Raw genomic sequence first — 20158 nt, 5'->3', positions numbered from 1 at the left:
TATGGATAATCCATTTAAGAAAATATTACATAGTGAAGAGTTGCCAGAGGTACTTAAAGAAAAAGTACTTAATGATGTGGCAATGATTAAGCTTTCAATAGATATGGCTGATTTATTTGTGGTAAAATACCCAAATACAATAGCTGATTTATTAGGAGGAGGTACGCCTAAAAAAGAATCTGAAGAGGAAAATAACCAAAACTAAATATATACAACCATAACACACTATCATTATGAACGCCTTGCAAATAGATATTTTTAACGCTTTTGGCAATATTTTTAAAAGTATTGAAGACTCATTACCTACAGTATTAGGTTTTATTAGTTTTGTGATTTTAGCTTGGATAATTATTAAAGTATTCTTATACATAGTTAGAAAAGCTCTAGCAAAAACTAAAATAGATGAATGGTCGAAAAAATTAAGAAAGACAGAGATTTTTGGAAATAGTACTATTAATATAGTACTAACCAATGTGATTTTAGCCGTATTAAAATGGTTTTTAATATTAACATTTGTTATGGCTGGTTCTAATATTTTTGGAATAAATGTCATTTCTGAAGGAATACAAAGCTTTTTTGCGTATTTACCTAAATTATTAACAGCTCTTGGAATTTTTGTTGCTGGTGCTTACTTAGGAACAATTGTAAAGAAGGCTATTCAATCAATGTTTAAGTCTTTAGAAATTTCAGGAGGCAATTTAGTAGGGAATATAGCGTTTTACTTAATAGTTGTATTTTTATCAATAACAGCTTTAGATCAAGCAGGAGTAGATACTTCTGTAATAAAAAGTAACTTAACTCTATTAATAGGGTCAGTACTTTTAGCTTTTACAATAGCTTTTGGTTTAGGTGCAAGAGATGCAGTTTCTAGATTGCTTTTTGGTTACTATTCAAGAAAGAATATAGGAATCGGTGAAAAAGTAGTGATAGGAGATGTTGAAGGAGTAGTTACAGCAATAGACAATATATGTTTTACAGTAACAACAACTGATGGTAAAATTGTTTTGCCTATCAAGGATGTGGTAAACAGTAAAATAATTATAAAAAAATAAGGTATTAACTTTTTTTTTATATATTTGGCAAATATATTATATTAAAGAAAGATAATTTTAAGAAATGATAGATTTCGGGGGACTTCTATCTTATAGGTGAAGATTTATTCTTTACTAATTAAATGGCCATTGAAAAATGGTCATTTTTTTTATTCTTTTTTGTGACTTAATAAAATTAAATGTGTCTAAATAATTGAAGATAGTTATCGGGGGGCATCTATCTTTTAAGTAAGTAAAGAATGGTTTTTGTTACCAAAAACCATTCGTTTTTTATAAAAAAAATAAAGAGTAATTGTGACTTAAACTTATTTTAGGTGTCTTATATACTAGAAGAGAAAAGGAAATATAATTTTTCAAAAATTATAACCATAAAAAAACAGCTAATATTTATTAGCTGTTTTTCGTTTTTTATTGTCTTTATTCAAAAGAGAGATGTAAGAAAACTCCCCTTGTTCCTAAAAAGTCAATTGGATCTGTCCATTGACTTGGATTCCTGTTATCATACTTAAGTTCATTATTTACAGCAAAGACTCCTCTTATAGAAGGAGAGAATTTGAAGTAACTAAGATAAAAATCAACTCCAATACCTATTTCATACATAAAGTTACTAGTGGTTGTTCTAAATTCACCAGCAAAATTATCATCACTATTATTTTCATTACTAGAAAAATTATAGTCATAAGAAATACCTCCTAATACATAAGGTCTTATATTGTTAAGTCTATTAGTGCTTAATTTTAAAATTAAAGGTAGGTGTAAATAAGTAGCTCCAACTTCTCTTGTTCTTACATTATCACCTCCAGCAATATGCTTAAAGGTTAATGTTTTGGTATTAGACATTAAACCAGGTTCAAAGCGTAAGTTTACATTATTATGTAATCTTAAATCTGCAATTAACCCAACATTAAATCCAATAGAAGAGCTAACTTCTATTTCAGCATTGTTAAATCCACTAGGTTTATATGCAACTTTGTATCCGTTGCTATTTAAACCTAAATAAAACCCATAATGAAAAAGAGGTTTATCAAAACTAGGTAAATTCAGTACTTTTTCTTGTTGAGCTTGAGAAGAAATTGAAATGATTCCAAGGATTCCGAAAAGTAAAAGTTTTTTTAGCATACTATTTTAAAGCGGTATAAATTGATGCAACTCCAAAAGTTACAGGTAAATTCTTTGCATTCTTAAACCCATTTTTTTGTAAAATATTGTTGAAAGCTTCTCCAAAAGGAAAAGAATTAGCACTTTCAGACAAATATGAGTAAGCAACTTTATCTTTAGAAAAGATTTTTCCTATAACAGGTAAAATAAAATTGGTGTAGAATTTATACCCTTGTTTAAAAGGAAACTTAGTTGGATTAGATGTTTCTAAAACAACAAATTTACCACCTGGTTTTAGTACTCGAAGTATTTCTTTTAATCCTTTATCTAAGTTTTCAAAATTTCTAACACCAAAAGAAACGGTAATGGCATCAAAGGTATTGTCTTCAAAAGGGATGTTTTCACTATCGCCAACAATCATTTCTATTTTATCAGATAAGTTCGCTTTTGCTACTTTTTGTTTTCCAACTTCTAACATTCCAGCAGAAATGTCTAAACCAACAATTCTTTGTGGTTTTAACGCTGACATCATTAAGGCTAAATCACCTGTACCAGTAGCTATATCTAATATTTGTTGAGGATTGTTTTCACCAACTAGTTTTACAACTTTTTTTCGCCAGCTTACATCAATTCCTAAAGAAATAACTCGGTTTAATCCGTCATAATCTTCAGAAATATTGTCAAACATTTTTGCTACTTGCTCTTTCTTTCCTAATTCAGAATCTTTATATGGTTTGATGCTTTTTGACATTTGATTTTTTTTACGATGAGATTATCCGTTAATGGCTACTACTTCACTAATTTGATTTGGAAGCATTTCTTTAAGCATTGTTTCTATACCGTTTTTTAAAGTAACTGTAGATGATGGACATCCACTACAAGCACCTTGTAAAATAACACTTACTTGTTTTGAACTTTCATCATATGATTGAAATGCTATGTTTCCACCATCAGAAGCAACTGCCGGTTTGATATATTCGTTTAAAATGTCAACAATTTTAGCTTCAATATCAGTTAAATCTTCTTTAGGAATCTCAACATTTTGTTTTGTTTTCTGTTTAGGAAGTTCTTTAATAATTGTTTTTCCTTGTTGAATATATTCTCTAATGAAAGTACGTACTTCTTGATATACTTCATTCCATTCAATCATATCATATTTAGTAATAGATATGTAGTTTTCAGAAATAAAGATATCCTTTACAAAAGGAAAAGTAAATAATTGTTGAGCTAAAGGCGATGATTTACTAGCTTCTTCAATATTTTGAAACTCAACATCTGTTTGTGTAAGAGCCTTGTTAGTTCCAAATTTCATCACAGCTGGATTAGGAGTAACTTCAGCATATACTTCAACAGCTTCTTTTTTGGTAGTTTCCTCTGTTACCACAGATTTGCCTTCTTGTAAGTAGTTTTCTATTTGTTCACGAACTTCTTCTTCTACATCATCCCATTGAACAATGTCATATCTCTGAATAGCTATGAAGTTTGCTGTGACTAATACTTTCTTTACAAAAGGAAGGTAAAAAAGTTTTTGCGCTAAAGGTGAGTTTTTAGCTTCGTCTATATTGTTAAACTCATAACTGCCTCCGTTTACTAGAATAGTATTACTAATAAACTTTAGTATTGTTTCGTTATTTGTTTCTTGTATATTTATTTTGATCGAACTCATAAGTTGTAAAATGAAGTGCAAAATTACGGTAAAAAACTGATATATGTATATATAAAAAGTCCTGCTTAAGCAGGACTTTCATGTTCTTTATTTTTTATAAACTATAAACTAAAAGTAATAGTTCCTGAAATTCGTGTAGTGTTGTTATTCAATTCAATAGGGTTTACATTTACGTTTGGTGAATTATATATGTTATAAGGGGTATTGTTTTCTGATTTACGATATGCTAAATCAAATTTAAAATCGCCAAAATTATAACCTAAACCTAAAGAGTATCCTTTTGTATGATCCTTGCTTAATGCGTTTTTAAAAGGGTTCTCTTCAAAATGATAACCACCTCTAACACTCATGTTATCGAAACGCCATTCAGTACCAATATTAATAGAGTGTGCGTTTTTAAAATCATTAACAAAGTTTTGATTTGCAGTTATAAAAACTGGATCATTTTCTTGATATTTTGTTCCACTATAATCTCTATATGTGTAATCTGCACTAATTAATCCATTTTTACCAAATACTATTGCAGCACTTGCAGTTAATCTACTAGGAGTTCTTAGTTTGAATATATTAGAACTAAATTGTTCGCCACTGTTAACATCTGTAGGTTGATTTGAAGCAGAAATGTCTGTATAACCTAACCAATCATCATATCTAGCATTATTAGGGTCAAAAACATTTAAATTACTTTCTTCAAATACTTCAGGGTACCAAGTAGGAGTCTCATAAGCTAAACCAAAACGGAAAGCTTGATTTACTTTATATATGAAACCAGCACTTAATGAAATTCCATTTCCTTCAAAAAAACTATCTTGAATATTTAAAGCATTTAAAGTATTCCCATTAGTATCTTGGTTTGTTTCTCTTAATCTTGTTACCTGACCAAATCTAAAACGATGAAATTTTATACTTGCACCAGCAAATAACTTATTTTGGTGTACAGCAGAGAATCCCATTTCTAAAATAGAGCTTTCACCTGTAGTGGTGTTAATAAATCGTTGCTCTTGTCCATTGTTAAACTGATTAGCTGTGTCATCTGGGTGTTCATTAAATAAAGCTTGTCCACTATTACCTCTAGAAGAAAAAGAGTTTTCAAAATCACTTTTAAGTCTATAGTTAATGTTTAAAGAAAAACGATTCCAGTCAGAACTATGTGCAGAATCAAAAGATAAAATAGCACCTGCTTGAGAAATATTTAAATAATTGTCACTAGTATTTGTGTTGGTTCCGTAATATGAAGCTAAGTATTCGGTGTTTCGATTGTTAAGAGTAGCAGAAAAAATACTCCTTTGGGCAACAGCTCCACCTGCTGGGTTGATGCTTATAGCAGAAACATCTGCTCCAAGTGCTCCAAAAGCACCACTCATAGCTTCAAAACGAGCAGTTCCAAAGCTATCATCTTTTGAAAAAAGTATCCCTATATCATTGTATCCCAGAGATTGAGAATAGGCAGTATAAGTACTAGCGATGATTATCGCAAAAGTTAAAATTCGTTTCATTTTTTTAAGTAATTAGTTTAAAAACTTATGTTAAATAAGGTTGGTTAAAATTATCTACGTCTACTGCTTCTTGAACTACTTCTGCCACTAGAGTAACTTCTGCTAGATGAACTACTTCTTGATGGTATAGAATAGCTACGAGTACTTCTTGAAGGAGTTGAATAACTTCTATTGCTTCTTGAACTTCTAGATGGAGTATAGCTCCTAGAACTTCTTGTAGAGCGTTTAGTGGTAGCTCTTGAAGGTTTGTATCCACCAGTTTTGTAGTTTTTATTACTACTTCTTGTATTGTAGCTACTACTACGAGTATTTCTTGAGTTTCCTGAAGATCTATTTCCGTTAGGACTATATCCTCTTGTGAATCTATTTGAGCTTCTTGAAGTACCACGTGTGTTATATCCTCTTGAACTTCTTGTAGATCTTCCTCTAGAATTGTAACTACGTGTAGATCTTCTATTTGATGAGTTATATCCACGTGTGTTACCTCTAGTACTTCTTACAGATCTAGTACTTCTGGTATTGCGACGAGTGGAATAGCTTCTGTTGTTTCTTGAGTATACATTAGATGATCTTCTTGATACTGAAGTACCTCTTCGTCCAGTAGTATATCCTCTTCTGTAATTAGAGGCGGTTCTGTATCCTCTATATGGGTTTGCACCCCTGTAAGGTCTATAAAACCTATTATTGTAATATGGCCCGTAGAAGTGATTCCTGTAAAAAGGAGGACAATAAAAAGAATTATAAAAACCACCAACTCCTATATAAAACCCAGAGTTATATGGATGCCAGTAAGGATTGAATCCCCAATAACGAGTTCTCCACCAAGGGCCATAGTACCCATAATCAAAGAAAGGATCCCAATCCCAAGTATTATAATATCCCCATCTTGGTGAGGTGTTAATATTAATTACAACATCGCTACTATTTGTATTGTAGCCCCAAGGAGAATTAGAATTATAGGTAATATTAGTTTCTTGCTCTTCTTCATTAATAATATCCTCTTCAGGATTGAAGTCAGAATTGTCAGATTTGTAACTTTCAATATCTGTAAAAATATCTGTTCCGTTTAATGCATCTAAGCGTTCTACTTCTTTAGTAAAATAGTTTTCGTTGTATTCTTTATACTCTTTTCTATCAGCAACAACAACTCTACGTTCAGTCTCTATTTCTCGATCATCAGCATAAATTCCATCATCACTACCGGCAACCGTTTGGACTGTTCCGCAAGAAACAATTGTAGTAATCATTAATAATGATATAATGTATAAAGGAAGCTTGGTGTGGTAGTAATGTAACTTCATGTCTTATGTTTTTAGATTAGAACTAGCTTAATAAAAAACTGAAATGCAAAAAACAATTTCTTTGTTGGGCTTGTAGCCTTTTTAATGTAGTTTTGCAAATACAATTTTACGCATAAAAAATAACAATTTTTGTGCCAAACTTTTGATTATGAGCAAACATTTAACAAAAAGAGCAGAAGATTACTCTAAATGGTATAACGAATTAATTGTAAAAGCTGATTTAGCTGAGAATTCAGCAGTAAGAGGATGTATGGTAATAAAGCCTTACGGTTTTGCAATTTGGGAAAAAATGCAGGCAGAATTAGACAGAATGTTTAAGGAAACTGGTCATGAAAATGCATATTTCCCCTTATTTGTGCCTAAAAGTTTGTTTGAAGCTGAAGAAAAAAATGCTGAAGGTTTTGCAAAGGAGTGTGCAGTGGTTACTCACTACCGTTTACAAAACGATCCTGATAATGAAGGAAAGTTACGTGTAGACCCTGAAGCTAAATTAGAAGAGGAGTTAGTAGTTCGCCCTACATCTGAAGCTATTATCTGGAATACATATAAAGGATGGATACAATCTTATAGAGATTTACCTTTATTAATTAATCAATGGGCCAATGTAGTTCGTTGGGAAATGCGTACACGTTTATTTTTACGTACAGCAGAATTTTTATGGCAAGAAGGTCATACAGCTCATGCAACTAAAGCCGAAGCTGTTTCAGAATCTGAGCAAATGCAAGAAGTATATGCAACATTTGCAGAGAACTTTATGGCAATGCCAGTAGTTAAAGGAGCAAAATCTGAGAGTGAGCGTTTTGCAGGAGCTGATAATACATTAACTATAGAAGCATTAATGCAAGACGGTAAAGCTTTACAAGCTGGTACATCTCACTTTTTAGGGCAAAACTTTGCAAAAGCATTTGATGTAAAATATACATCTAAAGAAGGAAAACAAGAACATGTTTGGGCTACTTCTTGGGGAGTCTCAACTCGTTTAATTGGAGGATTGATTATGACGCACTCGGATGATGCAGGTTTAGTATTACCTCCTAAATTAGCTCCTATCCAAGTGGTAATTGTACCTATATATAAAGGAGAAGAGCAATTAGAAGCAATTTCAGAAAAAGTTGATGTAATTGTTAAGGAACTAAGAAAGAAAGGAATTTCTGTTAAATTCGATAATAGAGATACTTTTAGACCAGGAGCAAAGTTTGCTGAATACGAATTGAAAGGTGTTCCTGTAAGAATAGCTATGGGTAAACGTGATTTAGAAAATGGTACAGTTGAAGTAGCAAGACGTGATACTTTCGAAAAACAAACTGTTGCTAGGGAAGAAGTAGTAGATGTTGTAGAAAGTTTATTAAATGAGATACAAGAGAACTTATTTAAAAAGGCTTTAGATTATAGAGATAGTCATATTACTGAAGTAGATACATTTGAAGAATTCAAAGATGTTATAGAAAATAAAGGAGGTTTTGTATCTGCTCACTGGGATGGTACTATTGAAACAGAAGATAAAATTAAAGAATTAACTAAAGCAACAATTAGGTGTATTCCTAATGATGCGAAAGAAGAAGCTGGAAAATGTGTTTTCACAGGAAAAGAATCGTCTAAAAGAGTTCTTTTTGCTAAAGCATATTAAAAATTAAGCCCTGCTAATAAGTAGGGCTTTTTTTATGTTTTAATTTAAGTGTAAGTCTAGTTTTTAATTTTAATACAGAAAAATTAAAATATGGATCTTTTCTTTTAGAGTTTATGAAGTTTTTTTATTTTTATGAAAATCAGTTGTTTATATTGGTGTGGTTTAAAAGCTATTTCTAGCAAGTAAAAAAAATCACTTAAAAAGTAAAAAAAAATGAAAAAAGCTTTTGGTAAATAAAAAACTGTTTCTATATTTGCACCCGCAATCGCAAAATGATTGTTCTGGTCCGTTCGTCTAGGGGTTAGGACGCCAGGTTTTCATCCTGGTAACACGGGTTCGATTCCCGTACGGACTACAAAGTTAATTGACATTTATAAAGAGTTTAATTATATTTATAATTGGAAAATTAAAAATAAAATTATTGCAAATATAAAAAGTTATTGTATATTTGCACCCGCAATCAAAACGATTGTTTTGGTCCGTTCGTCTAGGGGTTAGGACGCCAGGTTTTCATCCTGGTAACACGGGTTCGATTCCCGTACGGACTACAAAGTTTTTTATAAACAAATAAGAATTAATAAAATGGCAAATCATAAGTCAGCAATTAAAAGAATTAGAAGTAACGAAGCTAAGCGCTTAAGAAATAAATATCAGCATAAAACAACTCGTAATGCTGTTAGAAAATTAAGAGCTACTGAAGATAGAAAAGAAGCAGAAGGTATGTTTTCGTCAGTTGTATCTATGTTAGATAAATTAGCTAAGAACAACGTAATTCATAAAAATAAAGCTGCAAACTTAAAGTCTAAGTTAGCAAAGCACGTAGCAGCTTTATAGAAAAAAATAAGATTAGTTAATAGTAAAACGTTTCAATTTCGATTGAAACGTTTTTTTTATGCTTTAAATTAAAAATAGCATTTTATTCAAGGAGTTGTTTTCGATTTTTTTGAGTATAATTAAAGAAGAAAGTTTATACAGATTATAGGGCTTAATCTGTTTGATAAAGTTTTCTTTAATAAGCTTATTAAGGAGTGTATATAACTGTTTTTATGGCACACAAATACATAGTTCTATTGGTAGAGAAAAGAGTTGTTAAAAAAACTTCTTTACCAATCGTATTTTTTATGGGCATCTAAACGAATGAAAATAAATAATAGTAGTGTAAAGCCCCATAATGAAGATCCTCCATAACTAAAAAAGGGTAGAGGTATTCCAATAGTTGGTAATAAGCCTATAACCATTCCTATATTTACAATTAGATGAAAAAATATAATAGAAGCCACTCCATAGCCGTAAATTCTACCAAATTTATTTGTTTGTTTTTCCGATAAGTATATAATTCGGTATAGTAAAAACATAAACAGGATAATAACTAAAGAACTTCCTAAAAATCCCCATTCTTCACCTACAGTACTATAGATATAGTCAGTTTCTTGTTCAGGGACAAATTTTCCTTGTGTTCTATCGCCTTGTAAAAAACCTTTTCCTAAAAAGCCTCCTGAGCTAATAGTTAATTCTGATTGATATGTATTATATCCTTTTCCTTTAAGGTCTGTGGTTTTTCCTAAAAGAATATCAAATCTGTCTTTTTGATGAGGTTCTAATATGTTATTGTAAGTATAGCTAATGCCTAAAATGGAGATACTAGTAACAAGATATATGCTAATTATTTTTATGGCGTTAAAACGTAAAAAACGCTTGTCTTTATACAATCCATACAGCACAGATAAAGTGATGATGGTTAAACAGATAAAAAGTATCCATTTAGCACCAAAAGATATAGTGAGTATAAAAAGTATTATTGATAGTACGCCAAAAATTATGTAGGCAAGTGTTAATCCTTCTCTATTTAAAACAAAAAAGAAGGCAAAATAAATTAAAACTGATCCCATGTCAGGCTGAAGAGCAATAAAAAAAGCAGGTAAAAATATGACAAAGAATGCTTTTATTTGATTTTTAACAAGTTTCAAATTATACTGTCTGTCACTCATTAATTTTGCTAAAGCAAGTGCTGTAAATGCTTTTGCAAATTCTGAAGGTTGTAGACCAATACCACCAAAATTATACCAAGAAGTTGCTCCATTAATTTTCCGTCCTAATACTAAAACTCCGGCTAGTAAAACTAGGGAAACTATATATAGAACACTGGCGAATTGTTCGTAGAATTTTGAATTAAAGAATAGAATTAAAATAATTACAGGTATACTTAGGCAAATGAAAATTAATTGTTTTCCATATTTACTTGAAAAATCAAAAAATTCTCTTGTATCATCATTAGAAGAAGCTGCGTAAATATTCATCCAGCCAAAACCAACTAATACGATGTATAATAAAACAAGTATCCAATCGATACCTTCAAATATGTTATTTCGTTCCTTGCGCAAGTGTATCTTTCTTTTGAATTAATTTATTGTACTGTTCTTGAAGGCTATAGTTAATCATTCGGTCTTCTAAATTTTTTCGAGAAACCTCTCCTTTAATATAGCTTTCAATCATTAAACTTGTTATTGGAGCAGCTATAGTAGAACCGTATCCTCCGTTTTCAATATAAACAGCCATGGCTATTTTAGGATCGTCTTTAGGAGCAAAGGCTATTAATATAGAATGATCGGGAGCTGTTACTTTTTCTCCATCTATAATTTTAATTTTGTTTTCAGCAGTACCTGTTTTGCCACATATTTCGATACCCTTTATTTGATACCATTTTGCTGTTCCATAGGTAAAAACTTCATGCATTGCATCAATTGCAATAGGAAAATGCTCAGGATCAATTGTGGTAATTCTCTTAGTTGTATAAGTTGAATCAGTAATTGATTTATTGTCTATTTTTTTTACAATATGTGGCGTGTAAAAGTACCCTTTGTTAGCAATAGCAGCAGTCATATTGGCTAGTTGCATTGGTGTGGTAAGTATTTCTCCTTGTCCAATTGCGTTTGAAATAGTGTAGGTAGATTTCCATCTGTTTTTATACCATTTGTTATAAAATAAAGTGTCGGGAATCATTCCTTTTCTTCCAGAAGGTAGATCATAACCTAAATAATTTCCTAAACCAAAACTTTCAACATGCTTATTCCATTTTTCCATTCCTATTTTAGGATTGCCAGATTTGTCTACAATTTTCTTATAAGTAGTAGCAAAATAGCTATTGCAAGATTTTGCTATCGCTGTTTTTAATCGGATAGGTCTTCCTACAATACCACAGTGGCACCCCATAAATTCATTTTTTCTACTACCATATCTGTATCCATGTTGGCAATAAACTCCAGTATTTTTATCAATAACTCCTTCTTGTAGTCCTATTAGACCATTAATGATTTTAAAAGGCGACCCTGGAGGGTACATGGCTTGTAAACCTCTATCGAAAGTAGGAATGTTTATGGTGTCGTTAAATAATTTTACGGAATTAGGAGATCTTTTTCGTCCGACCAAAAGATTTGGATCATAGGATGGAGCAGTAACCAAAGCTAAAATTTCTCCAGTTTTAGGTTCAATAGCAACAATACCACCTCTTTTACCTTTCATTAATAACTCACCATATTGCTGTAGTTTAGTGTCTATGGTAAGTGTTAAATCTTTACCAGGAACTGCTAGTGTATCGTATTTCCCATTTTTATAGGTTCCGGTAATTTTATTTAGGTTATTTCTCTTAAAATGTTTTTTTCCTTTAATTCCTCTAAGGACGTTTTCATATTGTTTTTCAACACCTAGTTTTCCTATTAACTCTCCTTGTTCGTAATAGTTACTAGCTTTTGCTTTTCTTTCATTAACCTCCGCAATGAATCCTACAATGTTGGCAGCAGATTTAACAGGGTAATTTCTAATAATACGCTTTTGAATATAAAAACCTTTGTATTTAGGTAATTTTTCTTGTAAGTAAGCAAAGTCTTCTTTTGCTAATTGTTTTAAGAAAACTGAAGGTAGCCAGCGAGCAAATTTTACCGCTTTTTTATAACGTTTTTTAAAACTTTCTTTATCAATTTTTAAGAGAGAACAAAACTCTAAAGTATCTAAAGGTTCAACATCTTTAGGTACTATCATTACATCATATGATAATTGATTAGCTACTAATAATTTTCCATTACGATCATATATATGACCACGCTCAGGATAGTCATATTCAATTTTTACGGTAGAACTTTGTATTGGATTTTGATTACCGCCACGAAGTATCTGTAATTGGAAAAGCCTTACGATATATATGATTCCAATTAATGTGATTAAAAAAAATAGTAAAAAACTTCGTTTCATCCGCTGTTTTTATCTTTATTGTTGATGACAGATGTTGTTAAAATATAGTTATGCAAGTTTTCTTCTAAAGATAAAACTTCCTAAGAAATATAATACTAACGTAAAAACACTAGAAAAAAGTGTTTTAATAAGTACGTCTGAAAAATTATAAAAACTAAAATTAATTAAACTAAATAAAATGAAATGATGAATAAGTGTTAAAGTTACAGTGTAATTAAATACTTTATCAAATGTTTCTAGTCTTAGATTAAATAATAAATAATCAGATTCGGTTTTTTTAAAGATAGTTTTCACTAAAAACAGTCTTATATATGCTATAAATAAAATAGAAAAAGCATGCATGCCTCCTGAGTTAGAAAAGCTATCAACACATAAGCCAAGTAAAAAAGCTAAGCTTAAAAAAGGGAAACGGTTAGTGTTTAAGGGGTAAAGAAAAACAAAAACTATATATAAATAAGGGTTTACATACCCTAAAAAAGATACATTGTTTAACACAAGAACTTGTAATAACAAGAGAAAAACAAATAAAAATATGATATAAATAGTCTTATTCATTTTCTACAGTTTTAATTTCTTTTTTATCTAAATTTATTATCACGTAAATATGTCCTAAGTTAGACATATCATTAAATAATTTAACATCAATAGTATTAGAGGCTGATAGTTTTTCAGGAACTTCAAGTATAGTTCCAATAGGAATTCCTTTTGGAAAAATAGTAGATTTACCTCCAGTTATAACTGTATCTCCAACCTTGAAAATTGCTTGACGAGGAATGTCTGTTAGTTGAACTGTATTGTAATCTTTTCCATTCCAAGTTAAAGTTCCGAAATGATTGTTGTTTTTAAAGCTAGCATTGATTCTACTTTTTGAATTTAAAATAGATTGAACCCTAGCAAATTTACCAGAAATATTATCAGTAATTCCTATAACTCCTTTACTATTGATAACAGCCATTTCTGTAGAAACACCATTTTTAGAGCCTCTATTAATGGTTATAAAGTTATTGGATTTATTATATGAGTTATTAGTGATTTTTCCGTTAATGTATTTATATTGTTGATTTGGATATAACGAATCAGATACGGAAGCAATGTTTGTTGTGTCTATTATTGCGTAAATTTTTTCTAATTTATTTCGCAACAAAGTATTTTCTTCAGCAAGAATATTGTTTTGGTCTTTTAAATTTAAATACTCAGAAATTTCTGAAGACTTATTATACAGGCCACCTGTAATAAAATTGGTTGAGCTAATAAATTTACTTCGGTGAAAAGAGTGGTTATTAATGATTAATGCAACAGCAATAATTTCTAAAAATAGAAAAAACAAAAAGTGTTTATACTTCTGTAAGAAATAAATAAGCTGTTGCATAAATAATCATTAAAATTTATTTGATTAATACAGATTTGTATTTTTCAAGATTTTTCAACGCGATACCAGTTCCACGAACTACAGCACGTAAAGGATCTTCAGCAACATAAACAGGTAAATCAGTTTTTCTAGATAAACGTTTATCTAGACCTCTAAGCATAGATCCACCACCAGCTAAATAAATACCAGTATTATAAATATCGGCAGCTAATTCAGGTGGAGTTTTTGATAAAGTTTCCATAACAGCATCTTCAATACGTAAAATTGATTTATCTAACGCCTTAGCTATTTCTCTATATGAAACTTGTACTTGTTTTGGTTTACCACTTAATAAATCACGTCCTTGAACCATCATATCTTCTGGTGGAGTGTCTAAGTCTTCTGTTGCAGAACCTATTTGAATTTTGATTTTCTCAGCAGTAGTTTCACCTACATATAAGTTGTGCTGTGTACGCATGTAATACATAATATCACTTGTAAATAAATCACCAGCAACTTTTACAGATTGATCACAAACAATACCTGCAAGTGCAATAACAGCAATTTCAGTTGTACCACCACCTATATCAATAATCATATTACCTTTAGGTTCCATTATATCAACACCAACACCAATTGCAGCAGCCATTGGTTCGTAAATCAAATAGATTTCTTTAGCATTCATATGGCGACCAGAATCGATAACGGCACGTTTTTCTACTTCTGTAATTCCAGAAGGAATACAAATAACCATTCGTAATGATGGTGGGAAAAGCTTCTTTTTTATAGCGGGAATTTGTTTTACAAATTCTTTAATCATTTCCTCTGAAGCCTGAAAATCGGCAATAACCCCATCTTTTAATGGACGTATTGTTTTAATGTTTTCGTGCGTTTTTCCTTGCATTCTGTTCGCTTCGTGACCTGTGGCAATAATTTTACCAGTCAACCTATTACGAGCAACAATGGATGGATTATCGATAACAACCTTTCCGTTGTGTATAATTAACGTGTTTGCAGTTCCTAAATCTACTGCAATGTCTTCAGTCATAAAGTCGAAAAAACCCATATGGTATCCTTGTTTTTTATATTTAAGTGGAATCTTACAAATCTAATAAAAATCTGTAATGTTTCTGCATCTAAAATTATTAATGTTTAAAATGTCTTGTTCCTGTAAAAACCATTGAAACTTCATTGTTATTACAGAAATCAATACTTAGTTGATCTTTAATAGAACCACCTGGCTGAATTACACTTTTTATCCCTGCATTATGTGCAATTTCTACACAATCTGGAAATGGGAAAAAAGCATCACTAGCCATTACAGCACCATTTAAATCGAAATTAAAACTATTAGCTTTTTCAATTGCTTGTTTAAGAGCATCAACTCTACTAGTTTGTCCAGTACCACCAGCTAATAATTGTTTGTTTTTTACTAAAATAATAGTGTTTGACTTTGTGTTTTTACATAATTTAGAAGCAAACAATAAATCATCTAACTCATTATTATTTGGTTTATTGTTTGTTGGATATGATAGATCTTCTAATTTGTCTGTAATAAAGTCTTTATCTTGAACTAATGCTCCATTTAAGCAAGTTCTTACACTAGTTTTAGGAAGCTCAACTTCTTTTTGAACTAGTAAAACTCTATTCTTTTTTCCTTTTAAAATTTCTAAAGCATCATTATCAAAAGATGGAGCTATAACTACTTCACAAAATAATTTATGAATTTCCTCAGCAGTAGCTTTATCAATATTTGTGTTTGAAATTAAAATACCTCCAAAAGCAGATACAGGATCTCCTGCTAAAGCATCAGTATAAGCTTGATAAATTGTTTCTCTTTGAGCAAAACCACAAGCATTATTGTGTTTTAAAATAGCAAATGTTGGGTCTTCTCCTTTAAACTCGTTCATTAAATTTACGGCAGCATCTACATCTAATAAGTTGTTGTAACTCAGTTCTTTTCCGTGTAATTTATCAAACATTGCATCTAAATCGCCAAAAAAGAAACCTTTTTGATGAGGGTTTTCTCCATAGCGTAATGTTTTACCATTTGTTTCGCTAATTTTTAAAGAAGCTTCTTCATGGCCGGCATTAAAGTAGTTAAAGATGGCTGTGTCGTAATGAGAAGAGATGTTAAAAGCTTTAGCAGCAAATTTTTTTCTGTCTGCTATAGAAGTTTCACCACTATTTTCAGTAATTAAATTTAAAAACTCATCATATTGTTTCATAGAAGAAACAATTACTGTGTCTTTAAAGTTCTTTGCAGCAGCTCTAATTAAAGAAATCCCTCCGATATCAATTTTTTCAATAATATCTTGTTCAGGTGCACCTGAAGCTACTGTTTTTTCAAAAGGATATAAATCTACGATAACTAAATCTATTTGAGGAATGTTATATTCTTGCATTTCTGCAACATCACCTTCATGATCTTGTCTATTTAAAATTCCACCAAACACTTTTGGATGTAATGTTTTTACTCGACCACCTAAAATAGAAGGATAAGAAGTTACATCTTCAACAGGTACTACTTGAATGTCTAAATCTTTAATAAATTTTTCAGTTCCTCCAGTAGAATAAATAGTTATTCCTAAATCGTTAAGCTTTTTTACAATAGGTTCTAATCCGTCTTTGTGAAATACCGAAATTAGGGCAGATTTAATAGTTTTTGTATTGTTCATTGTTGTTGTGTTGTTAAGCGAACAAAGCTACTAAAACAGTAAGGGTTACGCAATAATTATTTTAGAAGATAACAAAAGAAAAACACCACCAAAAATATTAGAATTTTGGTGGTGTTTTATACAACAAAATGTGAAAAAAGTATTGTTTTATTCCGCATTTTCTAAGAAATCGCGAAACCACATTGTAAATTTTTCTAATAAAGATTGTTGAGATTTTGATTGAGCATTAGCATTGCCTAATGCAGCATAAGAAGGGTATTCTTTAGTGCTCATAATTAAGGGGATTATGTGGGATTAATAAAACTGTTCAAATAAAAGAAAAAAAATCCTAATAATCAAATGTTTACGAAAAAAATTAAATAAAAGTGGCAACTTTTTTACAAGTGTACTCTAATAACTCTTCATCATCTTTAGAAAAAGCGTTAACTGTATGAGAATCAATGTCTATTTGCCCGATATTTTCTTCGTTTACAAAAATTGGAATTACAATTTCAGATTTTACCTTCCACCCGCATGAAATATAATTATCTTGTTCGCTAACATCTTGAACAACAAAATTTTCATTACTAACAGCTACTTGTCCACAAATTCCTTTTCCAAATGGAATAATAGTATGGTCTGTAGGTTCTCCATTAAATTGAGCTAATTTTAATTCCTCTTTATCTCCGTTTCTGAAATAAAATCCAACCCAATCGTAATAAGAAATCTCAGAAGCTAAGTAATCACATATTTGTTGTAACTTTAATTCTTTGTCAGAATTACTATCTGTAATTTTATCAATATTATTTTTTAAATCTTGTAAGTTCATTATTCTTAAATTTAATACCTAGTTCGTAATCAAACGTTAGAACTTACAAAAGTAGTTTTAACAACTGTTATAAAAAACACAATTTTGATTTTTTGTACATTTGCATTTCATGAAACAGTTAATGTCTAAAATATTTTCTACAGTACTAGCTTTGTTAGTGTTGTTTTCTACTTTTTCTTTTACGGTAGATAAACATTATTGTGGCGATTTTTTAGTTGACATATCTTATCTTGGTGAAGCAGGTTCTTGTAATGGATTAGAACAAGACGATTGTGAAAGTACAGAAAAGAAAGATAAATGTTGTAAAAATGAAGTTCATCAAATTGATGGACAAGATGAAATTCAAAAAGTTTCTTCAGAAAAGATAGTTTTTAAGAAAGCTAAATTATTTGTAGCTTTTTTAATGTCTTATAAATTGATTTTTCAAGAAGAAGAAAAACAATTTATACCTCACCAATATTATTCACCACCTGATTTAGTTTTCGATATACAGGTACTTCACGAAGTTTTTATCATATGATTTTATAATTCTATTCAGTTGAAATAAGAATTGTAGAATTTAGTATGATGTTAAATAATGAAAAATAATATACTCAGTATTTTATTACTGATTACTTCTATAACTTTTTCTCAAGAAACAATTGAAGGAACAGTTGTAGATAAAAATAATCCTAAAGATAATTTAGGAATTTATGGAGCTAGTGTATACTGGCTAAATACAAGTGTAGGAGTAACTACTAATGAACAAGGTAAATTTGTAATACCTTATAAAAAAGAATATAAAAAGTTAGTAATTAGTTTTGTTGGTTATAAAACAGATACATTAATTGTTAATAGTTTAAAACCTATACGTCACTTTTTAAATGAGAGTAATACGTTAGAAGAGGTTTCAATAAAAGCAAAGAAAAGTGCTACCCAAAGATCGTACTTACAAACACAAAATTTAGTAACTATCAATAGTGAAGAGTTATTAAAAGCTGCTTGTTGTAATTTATCAGAAAGTTTTGAAACGAATCCATCTATTGATGTGAACTTTTCAGATGCTTTAACCGGTACTAAGCAAATTCAAATGCTAGGTTTGGAAAGCCCATATTTGTTAATAACACAAGAAAATATTCCTTCTATTAGAGGAGCTTCTCAAGCATTTGGACTTTCTTTTACACCAGGAACTTGGGTTGAAAGTATTCAAATAACTAAAGGAGCGGGAAGTGTAACTAATGGTTATGAAAGTATTTCTGGACAAGTAAATGCCGAATTAGTAAAGCCATTTACCGATTATAAGTTCTTTGCAAATGCTTATGGTTCTGTAGGAGGAAGGTTAGAATTGAATACACACTTTAATCAGGAGTTGAATGATAAGTGGCAAACAGGGGTGTATGTTCATGGAGATTATAGAGGTCAGAAGTTTGATAATAATAAAGATGGGTTTTTAGATAATCCATTAGCAGAGCAAATTAATATAATGAACCGATGGCAGTATACTAATGCTGAAAAAGGTTGGGTGAGTTTTATTAATTTTAGATACTTAAATGATGAGAAACAAGTAGGGCAAACTAATTTTAATCCAGATATTCATAAAGGATCAAATACTATATGGGGAAGTGAGATTAAAACAAAACGATTTGATGCTTCTACAAAAGTAGGATATGTATTTCCAGACTTACCTTTTCAAAGTATGGGGTTTCAAGCAGCTTATAGTAATCATAAACAAGACTCGTATTTTGGTTTAAGAGACTATAATATTGAGCATCAAAGTTTTTACACCAATTTTATTTTTAATTCAATTATTGGTGATACTAGAAATAAATTTAAAACAGGTGTTAGTTTTACATATGATAAATATGATGAGTTTGTAAGAGTAACTACAGTTCAAAATTATAATCGTAAAGAAAATTCTTTTGGTGCTTTTTTTGAATACGCTTACGATAATTCTGAAAATTTTAGTGTTACTGCAGGATTAAGAATAGACACTCATAATTTATTGGGGACTTTTATAACCCCTCGTTTACATGCTAGGTATGTGCCTTGGGAAAGAGGAGTTTTACGAGGTTCGATAGGTAAAGGGAGAAGAAGTGCGAATATTTTTGCCGAAAATCAACAGTTTTTTGCTTCTTCAAGACAAATCAATATAGATGATGTAGGGGGCAAGATTTATGGATTAAATCCAGAAGAAGCATGGAATTATGGAATTTCTTTTTTACAAGGTTATAAGCTTTTTGGAAGAAAAGGAGATGTTACTTTTGATTTCTACCAAACAAACTTTACAAATCAAGTTGTGGTAGATTGGGAAAATCCTCAAGAGATTTCATTTTATAATTTAAATGGAAAAAGTATAGCAAACAGTTTTCAAGTTGAAATCAATCAGAACATTATACCGTATTTTAATACAAGATTTTCGTATAAATTTTATGATGTTACTACCGATTATAAGTCAGGAAACTTGGATAAAGCTTTACAAGCAAAACATCGCTTTTTTGCCAACATCTCGTATGAAACTTCAAAAAAAGAAAATGATGCCTGTTGGAAATTTGATGTAACCTATAATTGGATTGGTGAGCAGCGATTACCAAATACACAATCAAATCCAGTACAGCATCAATTGCCTACGTATTCTGAAAGCTATAATTTATTGAATGCTCAGGTAACAAAAGTATTTTCAAAAAAGTTTGAGATTTATGCGGGAGCAGAGAATATTACAAACTATAAACAGAAAAATCCTATCATAGAAAGTAATAATCCATTTGGAGCAAACTTTGATACAACAATTGTATATGCGCCTATATTTGGTAGTAATTTTTATACAGGATTACGATTTAAAATTGATTAATAAAAAATAGTA

19 protein-coding genes and 2 tRNA genes are annotated in these 20158 nt (G+C 30.4%); 8 read left to right on the top strand and 13 right to left on the bottom strand.

All coding sequences use genetic code 11. From position 1 onward, the window contains the following. The first annotated feature begins 1 nt into the window (after position 1). Complete coding sequence (locus tag F7018_RS15415) at positions 2-205, top strand: hypothetical protein (protein ID WP_150900997.1); 204 nt, start codon at positions 2-4, stop codon at positions 203-205. Positions 206-233: 28 nt separating this feature from the next. Continuing rightward, the gene (locus F7018_RS15410; RefSeq protein ID WP_150900996.1) at positions 234-1052 is read left to right on the top strand and encodes a mechanosensitive ion channel family protein; all 819 of its coding nucleotides are present in this window, start codon (positions 234-236) and stop codon (positions 1050-1052) included. A gap of 417 nt (positions 1053-1469) precedes the next feature. Here F7018_RS15410 and porT read toward each other — a convergent pair whose 3' ends face one another. The 5 genes from porT to F7018_RS15385 form a co-directional block, all read right to left on the bottom strand. After that, a complete protein-coding gene (porT, locus tag F7018_RS15405) occupies positions 1470-2171 on the bottom strand; it encodes a type IX secretion/gliding motility protein PorT/SprT (RefSeq protein WP_150900995.1) in 702 nt (233 codons plus the stop codon). Between the two features lies 1 nt (position 2172). After that, complete coding sequence (gene ubiE / locus F7018_RS15400) at positions 2173-2901, bottom strand: bifunctional demethylmenaquinone methyltransferase/2-methoxy-6-polyprenyl-1,4-benzoquinol methylase UbiE (protein WP_150900994.1); 729 nt, start codon at positions 2899-2901, stop codon at positions 2173-2175. Between the two features lie 21 nt (positions 2902-2922). Then, a complete protein-coding gene (locus F7018_RS15395) occupies positions 2923-3816 on the bottom strand; it encodes a NifU family protein (RefSeq protein WP_150900993.1) in 894 nt (297 codons plus the stop codon). 101 nt (positions 3817-3917) lie between these two features. Beyond that, on the bottom strand, positions 3918-5312 hold the full coding sequence (locus tag F7018_RS15390; RefSeq protein WP_150900992.1) for an OmpP1/FadL family transporter: 1395 nt from the start codon (positions 5310-5312) through the stop codon (positions 3918-3920). Between the two features lie 50 nt (positions 5313-5362). Continuing rightward, a complete protein-coding gene (locus F7018_RS15385) occupies positions 5363-6613 on the bottom strand; it encodes a DUF3300 domain-containing protein (RefSeq protein ID WP_150900991.1) in 1251 nt (416 codons plus the stop codon). Between the two features lie 148 nt (positions 6614-6761). Here F7018_RS15385 and proS point away from each other — a divergent pair, with 148 nt between their 5' ends. The 4 genes from proS to rpsT all read left to right on the top strand — a co-directional run bounded on the left by proS (position 6762) and on the right by rpsT (position 9074). After that, positions 6762-8240, top strand: coding sequence for a proline--tRNA ligase (proS, locus tag F7018_RS15380; protein WP_150900990.1), 1479 nt, complete (start codon positions 6762-6764; stop codon positions 8238-8240). Positions 8241-8523: 283 nt separating this feature from the next. Next, positions 8524-8595 (top strand) — tRNA-Glu (locus tag F7018_RS15375). A 121-nt stretch (positions 8596-8716) separates the two neighbouring features. Further along, positions 8717-8788: transfer RNA gene (locus tag F7018_RS15370), tRNA-Glu, on the top strand. 34 nt (positions 8789-8822) lie between these two features. Then, positions 8823-9074, top strand: coding sequence for a 30S ribosomal protein S20 (rpsT, locus tag F7018_RS15365; protein WP_150900989.1), 252 nt, complete (start codon positions 8823-8825; stop codon positions 9072-9074). Positions 9075-9343: 269 nt separating this feature from the next. On the opposite strand, the gene rodA is transcribed toward rpsT, so the two are convergent. From rodA to F7018_RS15330, 8 genes are all read right to left on the bottom strand, one after another. Further along, positions 9344-10621, bottom strand: coding sequence for a rod shape-determining protein RodA (rodA, locus tag F7018_RS15360; protein WP_150900988.1), 1278 nt, complete (start codon positions 10619-10621; stop codon positions 9344-9346). After that, the gene (mrdA, locus tag F7018_RS15355; protein WP_150900987.1) at positions 10602-12485 is read right to left on the bottom strand and encodes a penicillin-binding protein 2; all 1884 of its coding nucleotides are present in this window, start codon (positions 12483-12485) and stop codon (positions 10602-10604) included. Before mrdA ends, rodA begins: the two co-directional genes overlap by 20 nt. A 48-nt stretch (positions 12486-12533) precedes the next feature. Beyond that, positions 12534-13040 carry a rod shape-determining protein MreD gene (gene mreD, locus F7018_RS15350; RefSeq protein ID WP_150900986.1) on the bottom strand — a complete coding sequence of 169 codons (507 nt, stop codon included), beginning with the start codon at positions 13038-13040 and terminating at the stop codon, positions 12534-12536. Next, positions 13033-13854 carry a rod shape-determining protein MreC gene (mreC, locus tag F7018_RS15345; protein ID WP_150900985.1) on the bottom strand — a complete coding sequence of 274 codons (822 nt, stop codon included), beginning with the start codon at positions 13852-13854 and terminating at the stop codon, positions 13033-13035. The genes mreD and mreC overlap by 8 nt, the downstream gene beginning before the upstream one ends. A gap of 16 nt (positions 13855-13870) precedes the next feature. Continuing rightward, positions 13871-14899 carry a rod shape-determining protein gene (locus tag F7018_RS15340; protein WP_028890183.1) on the bottom strand — a complete coding sequence of 343 codons (1029 nt, stop codon included), beginning with the start codon at positions 14897-14899 and terminating at the stop codon, positions 13871-13873. Positions 14900-14978: 79 nt separating this feature from the next. Continuing rightward, positions 14979-16511 carry a bifunctional phosphoribosylaminoimidazolecarboxamide formyltransferase/IMP cyclohydrolase gene (gene purH / locus F7018_RS15335; RefSeq protein WP_150900984.1) on the bottom strand — a complete coding sequence of 511 codons (1533 nt, stop codon included), beginning with the start codon at positions 16509-16511 and terminating at the stop codon, positions 14979-14981. 147 nt (positions 16512-16658) lie between these two features. After that, entirely contained in the window at positions 16659-16784 is a 126-nt protein-coding gene (locus F7018_RS18800; RefSeq protein WP_255689397.1) for a hypothetical protein, read from the bottom strand. Positions 16785-16866: 82 nt separating this feature from the next. Continuing rightward, positions 16867-17319 (bottom strand): GAF domain-containing protein, encoded by a 453-nt coding sequence (locus tag F7018_RS15330; protein ID WP_150900983.1) that lies wholly within the window; start codon positions 17317-17319, stop codon positions 16867-16869. A gap of 109 nt (positions 17320-17428) precedes the next feature. Between F7018_RS15330 and F7018_RS15325 the strand changes: the two genes are divergently transcribed. Together F7018_RS15325 and F7018_RS15320 are read left to right on the top strand one after the other, a co-directional pair. Then, positions 17429-17839: an HYC_CC_PP family protein gene (locus tag F7018_RS15325; RefSeq protein WP_150900982.1), complete on the top strand. Its 411-nt coding sequence runs from the start codon at positions 17429-17431 to the stop codon at positions 17837-17839. Between the two features lie 57 nt (positions 17840-17896). Beyond that, positions 17897-20146, top strand: coding sequence for a TonB-dependent receptor (locus tag F7018_RS15320; RefSeq protein ID WP_150900981.1), 2250 nt, complete (start codon positions 17897-17899; stop codon positions 20144-20146). The last annotated feature ends 12 nt before the right edge of the window (positions 20147-20158 follow it).

The organism is Tenacibaculum aiptasiae, from assembly GCF_008806755.1.
Taxonomy (GTDB): Bacteria; Bacteroidota; Bacteroidia; order Flavobacteriales; family Flavobacteriaceae; genus Polaribacter; species Polaribacter aiptasiae.
The sequence above is the reverse complement of the archived record's forward strand: the minus strand, read 5'-3'. Positions and strand labels throughout refer to the sequence as shown.

Excerpts from the sequence above, each read along its gene's own strand:
- F7018_RS15415 (WP_150900997.1), top strand. The coding sequence starts at position 2 with ATGGATAATCCATTTAAGAAAATATTACATAGTGAAGAGTTGCCAGAG.
- F7018_RS15410 (WP_150900996.1), top strand. The coding sequence starts at position 234 with ATGAACGCCTTGCAAATAGATATTTTTAACGCTTTTGGCAATATTTTT.
- porT (WP_150900995.1), bottom strand. The coding sequence starts at position 2,171 with ATGCTAAAAAAACTTTTACTTTTCGGAATCCTTGGAATCATTTCAATT.
- ubiE (WP_150900994.1), bottom strand. The coding sequence starts at position 2,901 with ATGTCAAAAAGCATCAAACCATATAAAGATTCTGAATTAGGAAAGAAA.
- F7018_RS15395 (WP_150900993.1), bottom strand. The coding sequence starts at position 3,816 with ATGAGTTCGATCAAAATAAATATACAAGAAACAAATAACGAAACAATA.
- F7018_RS15390 (WP_150900992.1), bottom strand. The coding sequence starts at position 5,312 with ATGAAACGAATTTTAACTTTTGCGATAATCATCGCTAGTACTTATACT.
- F7018_RS15385 (WP_150900991.1), bottom strand. The coding sequence starts at position 6,613 with ATGAAGTTACATTACTACCACACCAAGCTTCCTTTATACATTATATCA.
- proS (WP_150900990.1), top strand. The coding sequence starts at position 6,762 with ATGAGCAAACATTTAACAAAAAGAGCAGAAGATTACTCTAAATGGTAT.
- rpsT (WP_150900989.1), top strand. The coding sequence starts at position 8,823 with ATGGCAAATCATAAGTCAGCAATTAAAAGAATTAGAAGTAACGAAGCT.
- mrdA (WP_150900987.1), bottom strand. The coding sequence starts at position 12,485 with ATGAAACGAAGTTTTTTACTATTTTTTTTAATCACATTAATTGGAATC.
- mreD (WP_150900986.1), bottom strand. The coding sequence starts at position 13,040 with ATGAATAAGACTATTTATATCATATTTTTATTTGTTTTTCTCTTGTTA.
- mreC (WP_150900985.1), bottom strand. The coding sequence starts at position 13,854 with ATGCAACAGCTTATTTATTTCTTACAGAAGTATAAACACTTTTTGTTT.
- F7018_RS15340 (WP_028890183.1), bottom strand. The coding sequence starts at position 14,899 with ATGGGTTTTTTCGACTTTATGACTGAAGACATTGCAGTAGATTTAGGA.
- purH (WP_150900984.1), bottom strand. The coding sequence starts at position 16,511 with ATGAACAATACAAAAACTATTAAATCTGCCCTAATTTCGGTATTTCAC.
- F7018_RS18800 (WP_255689397.1), bottom strand. The coding sequence starts at position 16,784 with ATGAGCACTAAAGAATACCCTTCTTATGCTGCATTAGGCAATGCTAAT.
- F7018_RS15330 (WP_150900983.1), bottom strand. The coding sequence starts at position 17,319 with ATGAACTTACAAGATTTAAAAAATAATATTGATAAAATTACAGATAGT.
- F7018_RS15325 (WP_150900982.1), top strand. The coding sequence starts at position 17,429 with ATGAAACAGTTAATGTCTAAAATATTTTCTACAGTACTAGCTTTGTTA.
- F7018_RS15320 (WP_150900981.1), top strand. The coding sequence starts at position 17,897 with ATGAAAAATAATATACTCAGTATTTTATTACTGATTACTTCTATAACT.